Source organism: Paenibacillus sp. B1-35 (assembly GCF_050474385.1).
Classification (GTDB): domain Bacteria; phylum Bacillota; class Bacilli; order Paenibacillales; family Paenibacillaceae; genus Paenibacillus_B; species Paenibacillus_B alvei.
Genome location: NZ_JBCHVJ010000003.1, coordinates 256,439 through 268,673 on the forward strand (window position 1 = coordinate 256,439; position 12,235 = coordinate 268,673).

A 12,235-nucleotide genomic window follows, 5' to 3' on the forward strand; every position below is an offset into this window, starting at 1 on the left:
TGTATTAGCGCTGACGCTTTTTATACTTGCAGTGATACCATTCTCATGTTCGATACTTGCTATCAACGGCGCTTGCTTACACGGCTGCTCAATTTTGACAGCTTTTTATTGTTCTGCACATATTGACGGGCAAGCTGGGCATTTTCTGAGCGGTGCATGTATGCGATTTCCCGCTGGAGCTTATGATAGCCGCGCAGCCTGCTTGCATCAAGCTCGCCGGTATCGATAGCCCCGCGTACGGCACAGCCGGGCTCGCGCTCATGCTTGCAATCGCTGAATTTGCATTGTGCAGCAAGGCTTTCGATATCCTCAAAGGTGTGCGACAAGCCCTCACTATCGATAGCCGTCATAGCTACTTCTCTCATGCCCGGCGTGTCAATGAGCCATGCGCCGTTGTGCAAACGCAGAAGCTCACGATGCGTTGTGGTGTGGCGGCCGCGGTCATCGTCTGCACGCGCTGCTTGCGTCAGCATTTGCTCGGTGCCCGTCAACGCGTTGGCAAGTGTGGATTTGCCGACACCGGAGGAGCCAACCAACACGACAGTCATGCCTGGGGCCATGCGTGCGCGAAGATCATCCATGCCCTCGCCAGTCATAGCAGAGACGCAGAACACATCGACGCCGGGAACGGCCTGCATCGCTTGTGCCTCGAAGAGCTCAGGGTCGTCCGCCTCGTCGGCTTTCGTCAGCACGACAGCAGGCATGGCGCCACTGTCCCATGCTAGAGTGGCATAACGCTCCAAGCGCCGCGGCTCGAAGTCGCGAGACATGGAGGTAACGAGCAGGGCGAGGTCTGCGTTCGCCGCAACGATCTGCGTATCGCGTCTGCCCCCGGCTACCTTGCGTCCGAACATGCTGCGGCGAGGCAGTACGCCTACAATCGTTGCGCGTCCTTCTGCATGCCGAGGCGCCACTGCGACCCAATCGCCGACGGTCGGCCAATCGCTAAGTGTTTCCATTCCGGCACGTGCCTGTCCAGACAGCTCTGCAAGCCATTCTCCATCGGTGCCAATAACGCGATAGAGATGCTTATGCGCCAGCGCAACGCGTGCGGGCACGAGCTGTCCTGCAAAACGGCGTGCAGCAGACTCTGAAAGCTCATTCAGCCAAGACTCCCACGTGTTGTTCCAAGCTTCATCGAAACCAAGATCACGCAGATCCTTGATTGTGCCATGAAATCCATCTTCGATATCGAGTGTGCTGCTCTCTAGCAGAGGCTCTTGCTGTGAGCAAGTATCTACTATGAGTTGTGTATCCAGTGTGTTGTCATTAGGTTTTATTGTTTCCAATCTGAATTCTCCCTTGTATGCGGCATTTAGCCGCTTCATAGTGAACTTGGTTGTACCTGCGAATGAACGACATTGCGGCATGGTCAAGTTCGGGAGAGACAGACGTTTCAAGCGACTCTAGCGTCGTCATGTATTGGGCTCAATCCATTGCATCATGCGCTAGGCGCTGAAATGTTCCTCCCGAACGTTATATACAATGCTTTTTACCATCTAACATCCCTCGCTTTCTTTTTTTAGAGGTAGTTCAAAAAGCCCGCTTTTAATCACGAAGCTGTACAGGAAGGATCTCGCGTCGAATCTTGCATTCACTCTCGAAGTCCAGTGCTCATGTAGTCTTGCCTACACTCCGCGCTTCCTTCTTCGAGTTCAAGCAACCTTCTTGGTGCTGAAAACCGATCTTTTTGAACATTCATTTGAAGAAGTAGTTCAAAAATCCCGCTTTTAATCACGAAGCTGTACAGGAAGGATCTCTACGTCGAATCTTGCATTCACTCTCGAAGTCCAGTGCTCATGTAGTCTTGCCTACACTCCGCGCTTCCTTCTTCAAGTTCAAGCAACCTTCTTGGTGCTGAAAACCGATCTTTTTGAACATTCATTTGAAGAGGTAGTTCAAAAATCCCGCTTTTAATCACGAAGCTGTACAGGAAGGATCTCTACGTCGAATCTTGCATTCACTCTCGAAGTCCAGTGCTCATGTAGTCTTGCCTACACTCCGCGCTTCCTTCTTCGAGTTCAAGCAACCTTCTTGGTGCTGAAAACCGATCTTTTTGAACATTCATTTGAAGAGGTAGTTCAAAAATCCCGCTTTTAACCACGAAGCCCTTGTGAACCTCTGTAGGAATGGGGCATCTCCGACATTCGTTTGGAAATAGGGACACCTTCATTTTGATAAAGATGGAAATAGTATATACATAAAATACAAAAATGGCTATGTCTAACTCTACAAAGATCATGGTAAAAATGTTCAATCGTCGCATTATATTAATCCTTGTGCTATAATATCAGTTTGAAACCATTAATAGGCAAAGGACGGGAATGCCATGATTAGTACAACCGGCGTTACGCTCCGCTACGGGAAACGAGCGCTGTTCGAGGACGTGAACATTAAGTTTACGCCAGGGAACTGCTACGGCTTGATCGGCGCGAACGGTGCGGGCAAATCGACATTTCTTAAAATATTGTCTGGTGAAGTTGAACAGACAAATGGTCAAGTCAACATTACTCCTGGAGACCGTCTATCGGTCTTGAAGCAGGATCATTATGCATATGACGAGTTCAAGGTGCTCGATACGGTCATTATGGGCCATGAGCGTCTGTACTCGATTATGAAAGAGAAGGATGCCCTCTATGCGAAGGCAGACTTCACGGAAGAAGACGGCATGCGCGCAGGCGAACTGGAAGGCGAATTCGCTGAGCTCGACGGCTGGGAAGCGGAAGCGAACGCAGGCGAAATGCTTATCGGTCTCGGAATCCCTAGAGATTTCCATGATAAGCAGATGTCTGAGCTTGACGGCAACCAGAAGGTACGCGTATTGCTCGCACAAGCATTGTTCGGCAACCCGAACATCTTGCTGCTCGATGAGCCTACCAACCACTTGGATCTCGAATCGATCAACTGGCTCGAGAATTTCTTGATGGATTATGAAGGCACTGTTATCGTCGTATCTCACGATCGTCACTTCCTGAACAAGGTATGTACGCACATTGCAGATATCGACTTCGGTAAAATTCAGTTGTACTCTGGTAACTATGACTTCTGGTACCAGTCCAGCCAATTGGCGCAAACGATGATGCGTGATCAGAACAAGAAGAAGGAAGAGAAGATCAAGGAACTTCAGGCCTTCATTCAGCGCTTCAGCGCGAACGCATCCAAGTCGAAGCAGGCGACTGCACGTAAGAAGATGCTCGATAAAATTACGCTTGACGACATTCGTCCGTCGAACCGTAAATATCCATTCATCAACTTCAAGCCTGAGCGTGAAGCCGGCAAGCAATTGCTGACAATCGAAGGCTTGACGAAGACAGTGGAAGGCGAAAAAGTATTCGACAATCTTCACCTTGTTGTAAATAAAGGCGACAAGATCGCACTCGTAGGTCCAAACGGATTGGCGAAGACAACTTTGTTCCAAGTTCTCATGGGTGAGATTGAACCGGATGCAGGGACATTCAGCTGGGGCGTTACGACGACACAAGCTTACTTCCCGAAAGACAACTCCGCTTACTTCGATGGCGTTGAGGATTCCTTGGTTGACTGGCTCCGCCAATACTCCAAGGATCAAGACGAGACGTTCCTTCGCGGCTTCTTGGGCCGCATGCTCTTCTCTGGGGAAGAAGCATTGAAGAAAGCAAGCGTATTGTCCGGGGGCGAGAAGGTTCGCTGCATGCTCTCTAAGATGATGATGAGCGGCGCGAACGTGCTGCTGCTCGATGAACCGACGAACCACTTGGATCTCGAGTCCATTACAGCGCTCAACAACGGCTTAACTGACTTCGACGGCACAATGCTGTTCACGTCCCATGACCATCAGTTCATCGAGACGATTGCGAACCGCATTATCGAGATTACGCCGAACGGCATCATCGACCGTGTATGCACGTACGACGAATATCTTGAAAATGAAGAAGTGAAAGAACTGCGCAAGAAGCTGTATCCAGTAGAAAGCAAATAAGCGCAAAATAGATGAGAGGAAGTTCAAATAGCCGGGAGGCTGTTTGAACTTCTTTTTTAGCAGTTCATGAACAACATACGAAAACCCGTGAGATCTACCGCATATAGTACGGCAATCTCACGGGCTTTTTTAATATAGTGCTACTTTGCTACCTGAATATCAAGAGTTTTTACGCCAAGAATGTCATCAAGCTGAGTCTCCATTTGCTCCTTCGTAATCGTACTGCTCTTGATTGATCAAAACGGGCTTACATCTTTTGCTGGGCAGCAGCATCATCAAACTTAACTACCTTCATCACTTTATTTCCGTCTTTCGTCATGCCGTTAACCATGCCGGACTTCACTTCTATATTGATGCCAAGCTCTTGAAGCTGAGCTTTTACTTGTTCTTCGGTAAGCGTCCCCGCTTTCATTTGGTCAAGAATGGATTTCACTTTTTCCTTGGTTGCTTCATCAAGGGTATCCATCTTCGATTTATCCATCTTTACTTGGAAGTAATGACCCTTGCTGAAATCCACATCCATGTCGATGCCAAGCTCTTGCAGTTGGGATTTTACTTGTTCATTCGTAAGGGCTCCTGTTCTCATTTGCTCAAGAATTGCCTTCACCTTTTCTTTCGCAGCTTCGTCAAGGTTATCGAGTTTTGCTGCGCTTACCATTACGCCATGAGTTGCTTTGCTGAAATCCACATCCATGTCGATGCCGAGCTCTTGCAGTTGAGCTTTCACTTGTTCTTTCGTAAGGGAACCGGCTTGAGCTTGCTCAAGAATCGCTTTTACCTTTTCTTTGGTGGCATCATCGAGATTAACAGAATTCACTTTGCCTAATTTAAACTTGATGCCGTCATGATCTCCTTTGATACCAAACTCTACATCGACGCCAAGCTCTTGCAGCTGAGCTTTCGCTTGCTCTTTCGTAAGCGTTCCCTTCTGCATTTGCTCGAAAATCGCTTTTACTTTTTCTTTAGAAGTTTTATCAAGATTACTTGTTGCCTTTACCTTAATAGCAGTTGCTGCCAGTTTCCCTTGTCCGATAGATTGTGCTGGAACCTCAGCCGCGAATGCAGATCCCAAAGAGGCGAAGGTAAGTACAGCACCTAAAGCAGTTGTAGTTAATGTCTTTTTCATTGTCGTCAATCTCCTTTGCAGTCGTAATTTTGTTGACAGCCTCATTGTATGGCTTGTATCTGGAGTTATGATGAAGCTCGTGTAGAGTTTCAGTGGGGATTTCATGCGCGTCTTCATATAAACTTCAGATTCCGCAGCTATACTGGTTTACGAGGTGAGATGGCAATGAATGATCGAATTCTAGTAATCGAGGATGATCAAGAGATTCGGGAACTCATCAAACAATTTTTGATGACTCAACAATATGGTGTTGAAGTTGCATGTGATGGAATAGAGGGCATGAAGCAATTTAATAAGCAAGCCTTCGATTTAATTTTATTGGATGTCATGATGCCCAATTTAAACGGATTTGAGGTAGCCACGATGATTCGAAGCGAGTCCAATGTTCCGATCATCTTGCTGACGGCATTAGAGGAAGAACAGGATCAATTGAAGGGGTTCGATCTCGGGATCGACGATTATATTACGAAGCCTTTTTCTTTTCACGTATTGATACGGAGAGTTGAGGCCGTGCTGAGAAGAAGCAAGGATCAAGGAACGAATAATGGCTTGGTATTCAAGGAGGTTCGAGTAGATTGCGACGCCTATAAAGTGTTTGTGAATGAGGTAGATATCCCTTTAACGACCAAAGAATTTGAAATCGTGCAGCTGCTGGTTCAAAACGAGAAAAAAGTACTCACCCGAGAAAGCATTGTCGAGAAGGTATGGGGCTTTGATTATTACGGAGAGACGCGCGTTATCGATACGCATATTAAAAATATTAGAAAGAAATTAGACATACCCTACATTAAAACGGTAAAGGGGATCGGCTATAAAATTGATGAGTAAATGGTTGGACATGCTGAAGATGAAGCGCATCACTCATAAGCTTTTTGTGATTACCTCGCTCATTTTGTTATCCTTTGCCGTCCTGATTTATGTATCGTTGTACTTTTTTCTGCCAACCTTTTACGAGCAGTACAAGACGGATCAGCTAAAGACTGGGATCGAAGAAATCATAACGAAATCGAAGGAGCTTGATTTGCAGTATGGCGTGCTGCTTCTTGATACTTTTTCCAAAAAAAATAATGCAAACGTCTATCTTCAAAATAAAGAGGGAGCCATCATATACTCGCCATATTTTCCTTCGATTCATAAAGCTTATCCGCTATCGGCGCTATCGGCGGAAATAAGAGCTGGAACGGCCAAGACGTCTATAAGTACAAATTCCTATAATGTCAACGTTCCTATTCAATATCGGGATATGGCTGCCACGCTTGTCGTATCAGCTACCTTTCAGCCGATTGATGAGGCTTCGCAGGTGCTGGCTCTTTTCCTCCCTTATATGAGTATTATCGTGATCGTGATTGGCATAGGGAGCGCTTATTTGTACTCCAGGTTTATTACCAAGCCGCTGCTTTACATTAATCAGGGCGCGCGGAAGATGGCGAAATTGGATTTTAGCGAACAAATCGAGGTTCGTTCCTCGGATGAATTGGGGGAGCTGTCCAATAGCTTAAATGAAATGTCCGTTAATTTGCAGCAATCGATGCTGGATTTGCAAACTGCGAATCGGCAGCTAAAAAGCGATATAGAAAAAGAAAGGGAGGCAGAAACGAAACGCAGAGAGTTTTTCGCGATTGCAGCACACGAGTTGAAGACACCGCTAACCGTGATGAAGGGGTATTTGGAAGGGATGATTTATCATATCGGCCCTTATCAGGATCGCGATCAATATTTGCGTAAAAATCACCAAATTATTGAGGAAATGGAGAAGCTGGTGCGCGAGATTTTAAGTATGTCGAGGCTGGAGCGACATACGTTCAAGCTGCAGCCGGAAGAAGTAAATCTTTCGCAGCTTATGGATACCGTTACTGAAAACCTTGAATTTTTTGCCGGTCAACGGGATATTCAGCTTCTGAAGCAGATCGATTCAAATATCATGATCCATACTGATCGCATTCTGTTGGAAAAGGCGTGCAAAAATATTATTCATAACGCGATTATGTACTCGCCGCAGGGAGAAAAAGTATTCATTCGGCTAACTCGGAATTTACAGCGGAGCTGCCTCCAATTTCAAGTCGTTAATACGGGAGTGAGCATAAAAGAGGAGGATCTGCAGCATATTTTCGAACCTTTCTTTCGCATCGAAAAATCACGAAACCGCAATACAGGAGGAAGCGGTCTAGGGTTATATATTGTAAAGCAGATTTTTGATGCTCTTGGCATCTCATTCTCTATGCACAATATCGGACAAGGGGTTCTATTTGAAGCTGTGATTCCGTTATCGGAACAAGGGATCACTAGTTAGAGACGGGAACGCAACCGTAGCTAAATGAATGCCATTTCATGACGAGCGTTGGGTCGATTGATGGTCAGACATGCCCATGATCGGCCTTTTTCTTATTATAAGGTCACAAAGTTTTCACGGCGCTAACGTTATAGCGGATGAATTGTCTGCAAAAGTAAGGTAATCTAGTAGAACAGCAATCATATGTAAGTTAGCTCTTATTCTGTACTCGACTGAATCTACTTCTACATCGATGGGAGCTGGAAAGATGGAATTCAGAGTAAAGGACTTATTTCAAATCGAAACATTAAAGCAAGCATTCGTGGTCAGCGGCAAGCAAGGATTGCACAACCCGATTCGGGGCGTTACCATCATTGAGGCGCCGGATATTGCGGAATGGATTAGCGGAGGAGAATTGCTGTTAAGCAGCCTGTACCCGCTGCAATCATATGATGACTGCGAACAGCAAGCCTTCATGACTCAATTGTCTGAAAAGAATGTAAGCGCTTTAGTAATCAAAACCGGTCGGTTCGTGCATGATATCCCGTCAGGCATCATCGAAGCGTCGGATAGATACCATATTCCCGTCATTCAAATTCCGAAGCAGGTTCCTTACCGCGAAATTATGTATCCGGTCATGGAATCACTGTTCAACAGTCAAGTGGTCAAGCTCAAATATTTCAAGGAGGTTCATGATCGCTTCATCGCGCTGACGCTGGCGAATAAAGGCTCGGACAATATGATTGCCTCCTTAACGAAGCTCATCGGGAATCCGGTTACGTTGTATGACCGGAACTTCGGGACGATAGCGGCGACCGATCCGCGGTTGGCGGCGTTTGTAGTGCTGGAACAGGAGGAGAGCGACGATAACGTTCGAATCGATACCGAATTTTCTTGTTTCAGGCAGCGCGTGAATTATCCGGACTGGAATGGAAGCACCGCCCATCAACTCGTGATCCCGGTTGAGACAGTCAATCATATTAAAGTGCATCTGGTTATCCATGAGACATGCAAACAGGTGGAGGCGCTAGACTTCATCGCGATAGAGAATGCGGCCACCTCCTTGTCGCTTGAGCTTATTAAGCAATATGCGGTCGCCGAGGTGGAAATGAAATTCAAGGACGACTTAATCGACGATTTGCTGCACGCGAAGTTTGAATCGCTGCAGAGTGTATATCAACGGGCTAATGTAATCGGCTGGAATCTAAGCAAGGCGCACATTGTCGTACTGTTTCGCCTGCAGAGTCCGGATCATGGCCGTATAAATGATGCGGAACGATACGGTCTTCATAATCCGAATCAACGCATGCTGTACGAGCTCATTCAGCAGCGGCTGCCGGAAGGAATCATACGGAGCCGAAGCGATCAGCTAGTCGTACTGTGGAGCGCGGATAGTGAGCAGGGGGATAAAACAGCTTGTATCCGTTCGATAAAGGAAGCGGTTTGCGATATTCAACAGATCTTCTGTAAGCGCGTTCAGCAAATAGAGGTGCAGGTCGGAATCGGAAGCGCGGCGGCGGATCTTTTGGAGCTGCCGCGGAGCTACAAGGAGGCACAGGATGCATTGCACCTCGGCACGATGATGAACGGCAGGTCCGCCATTGCGGCTTTTTCGGATTTGGGAATTTATCGCTTGCTTTGTCAAATCGAAGATGCCGGAGAACTGGCGAAGTTCATTCCGCCATCGCTGCATAAATTGCTTGCTTACAAGCAGCCGAACCGCAACGATTTAATTAAAACGCTGCAAACGTTTTTGCAGCACCATCAAAACGCGGCCAAGACGGCCGAGGAATTGTTCTGTCATTATAAGACGGTGACGTATCGCATGGAGCGCATCAAGGAAATTACCGGGATGGACATGGACGATCCGGATGAGATGCTGTCCGTGCAGGTCGGGTTGAAGATTCTTGTGCTGTTGGAGGACAAACCGCTGGCGCCCCATATCGCAATCGGATAATCGGATAACAATCGAATTATGTTTTGAGCTCTCAGACTTAGTCTCATGAATGCAAAGTACGTTCATGAGACTAAGTCTGTTTTTTTATAGGCTCCTCTTGTTCCTCGCTTATCCAAAATGGATAAAAAGACACCCCGTTTTTTATCGAGTTGCCTCGATGTTATTCATTTTTAAAGCGTTTACAATCAAGGTGAAAGCACAAACGGCCTTGGCAGCAAGTACATAAGGCCGCTGAAAGAACGCTCTTTATTGCACCGCGGATAGGCGGACGCGTGCGCCGTTTATCTCGCTTGGGTCATGCACACACATCTTGCAGAAAGGACAGATACGACTATGGATCATATCCAAACGGAAACCGTTCGTCTTGTCGAGTGGCTGAGCCAATTCGGCAACGACCCGAATGGAGGCGTTTCCCGCCTGCTGTATTCCAAGGAGTGGACGGCTGCGCAAAAAGCATTGGAGCAATGCATGAAAGAGGAAGGATTCATTACGTATTATGACGAGATCGGCAACTTGTACGGGCGGCTGGAAGGCAGCCTGTATCCGGAAGAAACGATAATGAGCGGATCTCATGTAGATACGGTACGCAACGGTGGGAAATACGACGGGCAATATGGCATCATAGGGGCTTTGCTGGCTATGAAGACATTAAAGCAGAAGCACGGGCAACCGCTTCGCAACTTGGAAGTGGTCTCATTTGCGGAAGAGGAAGGCAGCCGTTTCCCCTTTACGTTCTGGGGAAGCAAAAATCTTGCGGGCACAGCAAACAAGGAGGATGTTCAGAATATAGCCGACTTCCAAGGCGTTCGCTTTGTTGAAGCGATGGAGCAGGCGGGTTTTCAATTCCCCGATAGCAAGACGGAAAAGCGCAGCGATATTCAGGCCTTCGTGGAGCTGCATATTGAACAAGGCAGCGTGCTGGAGCATGAAGGCTTGCCGGTCGGCGTCGTTCACAGCATCGTCGGCCAGCGGCGCTTCACGATTGAGCTCTCAGGGGAAGCCAATCATGCGGGAACTACGCCGATGGGATATCGCAAAGATGCCGTGCATGCGGCGGGACGCATGATTCAACAAATTCTGGATCTTGCCCAAGCCCACGGCGATCCGTTAGTGACGACGGTTGGCAAGATCGAAGTAAAGCCGAACGTGGTCAATGTCGTGCCGGGCAGCGCGCTGTTCACTTTGGATATCCGTCATACGGACAAGTCAGCATTGGTTCGATTCAGCGATGAGGTTACTGAATTGATGGAGCGCACCGCCAGAGCAATCGGAGTCGAGCTTAAGATCGAGATGTGGATGGATGAGGATCCCGTTCCGATGGATCCCCGAATTCTCGATGTACTGGAGCGGCAATGCGAGAAGCATGGCATCCCGTTCAAGCTGATGCACAGCGGGGCTGGACACGATTCCCAAATTATGGCGAAATTTGTACCGACAGCGATGCTGTTCGTCCCGAGCCGCAAAGGGATCAGTCACAATCCGGCCGAGTATACCAGCCCTGAGCATCTGGCAGCCGGCGTTCAAGCCTTGACCCATGCGCTGTATGAGCTGGCATACGAGGCATAAGAACATCGTGAGCCGGACAAGCAGGCAGACATACAACTAGGTACGCTGAGGAGAGTGAAATTGTGAGGGACACGGGCCAACAGGAAAAGTGGGAGTATTGGAAAAAGGTCATCGTGATGCTTTGTCTCGGATGGACGGTCATTTGGATATACCGCACCATCTTGAATCCAATTCTTCCCGAAATACAACGAGATTTGAATGTGACGTCAGATGCAAGCATGGGTCTCATCTTCAGTGTGTTTTTCTTCGCGTATACAATGATGCAAATTCCGTCGGGTTTGCTGGCGGATAAGTTCGGACGAAAGACGATAATTATTCCGGGGTTCATTCTATTCACGTTAGGCGCAATTCTCGTCGGGTTCTCCAGTTCACTCATGTTCATCTTAGTGGCGAGCTTCATTACGGGATTGGGGCAAGGAACCTACTACGGGCCAGCCTATTCGATATCTTCGGAGACGATCCCGAAGGAGAAGCGGGGTGTCTCCACCGCGATTATTAATAGCGGTTCTGCCATCGGCATGGCGATTGGCCTGATCGGCTCCAGCTTTCTCGTAAAGGATGCCGGATGGAATTGGCGGGTGCTTCTCTTCATTACGGCAGGATTGGCATTTCTATTAATGCTGGTATTTGCCAAGAACATTAAAAAAAGCACTGCACCATCCAATGCAGCGGCCAACGCGCAGGGCGATACGCAAGATAAGGCGACATTGAAACGTTTGCTTGCCAATCCGAAGATGATTGCTTCTTATGTGCTATATTTTGCAACCTGCTACGGCTATTACATGATCGTGACCTGGCTTCCCTCTTATTTGCAGGAGGAGCGGGGCTTCCACGGAACCGCGATCGGCTTTGCGGCTGCCTTGGTCGCATTCAGCGCCGTGCCTGGCGCGCTGCTCTTCAGTCGGCTGTCCGACAAATTCATGCATAAGAAGATTACGTTCATTATTCTATTGGAGCTGCTGGCTGCGGTCATGCTGTACTTGACGGTTTCCGTTAGCACGAATACGCTGCTGATCGTTTGCCTCATTTTGTACGGTTTCTTCGGGAAGCTGGCGGTCGAGCCGCTCTTAATCTCGTATGTGGCGGATATTGCGCCGAAGCAGGGAGTCGGGGCAACATTCGGTTTCTTCAACTTCTTCGGTATGATGTCTTCGGTTGTGGCTCCGTTCGTCACGGGACTCATATCGGACGCAACGGGCAGTAAAGTATTGGGCTTCTATCTGGCCACGGTCATCATTGTCATCGGCTCGACGGTTATGGTGCTGGCGAATTTGAAGAAGGAGCCGCAAGCAACCAAGGGCGAGGAACATAAGCAGTCTGCATGATGTTAGGATACGTATTTATTGCTTTTCCCTCTGC

8 protein-coding genes are annotated in these 12,235 nt (G+C 47.9%); 6 read left to right on the top strand and 2 right to left on the bottom strand.

The window, feature by feature from the left end; all coding sequences use genetic code 11:
* Nucleotides 1-62: 62 nt before the first annotated feature.
* On the bottom strand, nt 63-1,289 hold the full coding sequence (rsgA, locus tag ACQ5BJ_RS12985; protein ID WP_430110683.1) for a ribosome small subunit-dependent GTPase A: 1,227 nt from the start codon (nt 1,287-1,289) through the stop codon (nt 63-65).
* A 1,040-nt stretch (nt 1,290-2,329) separates the two neighbouring features.
* On the opposite strand from rsgA, the gene ACQ5BJ_RS12990 reads away from it, so the two are divergent.
* Nucleotides 2,330-3,958: an ABC-F family ATP-binding cassette domain-containing protein gene (locus ACQ5BJ_RS12990; protein ID WP_163975179.1), complete on the top strand. Its 1,629-nt coding sequence runs from the start codon at nt 2,330-2,332 to the stop codon at nt 3,956-3,958.
* A gap of 247 nt (nt 3,959-4,205) precedes the next feature.
* Here ACQ5BJ_RS12990 and ACQ5BJ_RS12995 read toward each other — a convergent pair whose 3' ends face one another.
* Entirely contained in the window at nt 4,206-5,084 is an 879-nt protein-coding gene (locus ACQ5BJ_RS12995; protein WP_430110680.1) for a hypothetical protein, read from the bottom strand.
* A 165-nt stretch (nt 5,085-5,249) separates the two neighbouring features.
* On the opposite strand from ACQ5BJ_RS12995, the gene ACQ5BJ_RS13000 reads away from it, so the two are divergent.
* The 5 genes from ACQ5BJ_RS13000 (at nt 5,250) to ACQ5BJ_RS13020 (ending at nt 12,201) form a co-directional block, all read left to right on the top strand.
* Nucleotides 5,250-5,912 carry a response regulator transcription factor gene (locus ACQ5BJ_RS13000; protein ID WP_005544056.1) on the top strand — a complete coding sequence of 221 codons (663 nt, stop codon included), beginning with the start codon at nt 5,250-5,252 and terminating at the stop codon, nt 5,910-5,912.
* Nucleotides 5,905-7,374, top strand: a complete 1,470-nt coding sequence (locus ACQ5BJ_RS13005) for a sensor histidine kinase (RefSeq protein ID WP_430110677.1) — start codon at nt 5,905-5,907, stop codon at nt 7,372-7,374. Before ACQ5BJ_RS13000 ends, ACQ5BJ_RS13005 begins: the two co-directional genes overlap by 8 nt.
* Nucleotides 7,375-7,621: 247 nt before the next feature.
* Nucleotides 7,622-9,310: a PucR family transcriptional regulator gene (locus ACQ5BJ_RS13010; RefSeq protein WP_430110675.1), complete on the top strand. Its 1,689-nt coding sequence runs from the start codon at nt 7,622-7,624 to the stop codon at nt 9,308-9,310.
* 333 nt (nt 9,311-9,643) lie between these two features.
* Entirely contained in the window at nt 9,644-10,876 is a 1,233-nt protein-coding gene (gene allC, locus ACQ5BJ_RS13015) for an allantoate deiminase (protein ID WP_005544053.1), read from the top strand.
* 62 nt (nt 10,877-10,938) lie between these two features.
* Nucleotides 10,939-12,201: an MFS transporter gene (locus ACQ5BJ_RS13020; RefSeq protein WP_171414669.1), complete on the top strand. Its 1,263-nt coding sequence runs from the start codon at nt 10,939-10,941 to the stop codon at nt 12,199-12,201.
* Nucleotides 12,202-12,235: the final 34 nt, after the last annotated feature.

Bases quoted from the DNA above. Each gene is read 5' to 3' on its own strand.
- ACQ5BJ_RS13005 (WP_430110677.1), top strand. From the start codon at position 5,905: ATGAGTAAATGGTTGGACATGCTGAAGATGAAGCGCATCACTCATAAG.
- allC (WP_005544053.1), top strand. From the start codon at position 9,644: ATGGATCATATCCAAACGGAAACCGTTCGTCTTGTCGAGTGGCTGAGC.
- ACQ5BJ_RS13010 (WP_430110675.1), top strand. From the start codon at position 7,622: ATGGAATTCAGAGTAAAGGACTTATTTCAAATCGAAACATTAAAGCAA.
- ACQ5BJ_RS12995 (WP_430110680.1), bottom strand. From the start codon at position 5,084: ATGAAAAAGACATTAACTACAACTGCTTTAGGTGCTGTACTTACCTTC.
- ACQ5BJ_RS12990 (WP_163975179.1), top strand. From the start codon at position 2,330: ATGATTAGTACAACCGGCGTTACGCTCCGCTACGGGAAACGAGCGCTG.
- ACQ5BJ_RS13000 (WP_005544056.1), top strand. From the start codon at position 5,250: ATGAATGATCGAATTCTAGTAATCGAGGATGATCAAGAGATTCGGGAA.